The sequence below is a fragment of the Streptomyces pseudogriseolus genome (assembly GCA_002154585.1).
Taxonomy (GTDB): domain Bacteria; phylum Actinomycetota; class Actinomycetes; order Streptomycetales; family Streptomycetaceae; genus Streptomyces; species Streptomyces pseudogriseolus.
Map to the genome: position 1 here is coordinate 1 of MUNG01000602.1, position 506 is coordinate 506.

At 74.3% G+C, this 506-nt stretch carries 1 protein-coding gene; it reads right to left on the bottom strand.

The window, feature by feature from the left end:
• On the bottom strand, positions 1-482 hold a 482-nt coding region (locus CCN29_RS33330; RefSeq protein ID WP_006136578.1), incomplete at its 3' end, for a DUF456 domain-containing protein.
• Between the last annotated feature and the right edge of the window lie 24 nt (positions 483-506).

Below are 506 nucleotides of genomic sequence, written 5' to 3' on the forward strand. Positions count from 1 at the left end.
CAGCCCCAGAACACCGCGCCGAGCCACGCCCCGGCGATCAGCTGGCAGGTGAACAGCTCCGTCAGCACGCTCCACCCGCCCGACCGCATCACCGTACGCACCGCCGCCTTCGCCTCCCCGCGGCGGCCGAGGCGGATCCGCTCGTGGACGTACACCCCGGCGAGGAAACCCGGCACCGCGCCGATCACCGGCAGCAGCACGAAACCCGCGAACGAGCCGCCGCCCGCGTACGCCAGCAGCCCGGCGTCCACGCCGCCCGCCCGGAGTCGGCGGGGCGGCAGCGCCCAGCGCACCACCTGCGACAGGAACAGCAGCACGGTCGCCCCCACCAGCACCCACCAGGCGACCGCCTGCGGGTCCTTCAGCGCCCACCACAGGACCGCGGCCCACACCAGCCAGGACCCGGGCACCCCGGGCACCAGCACTCCGCACAGACCGAACAGGAGTACCAGTCCGGTGAGCAGGAGGTCCCACGCTCCCATCTGTCCAGGGTGCAGGAGGGCGCG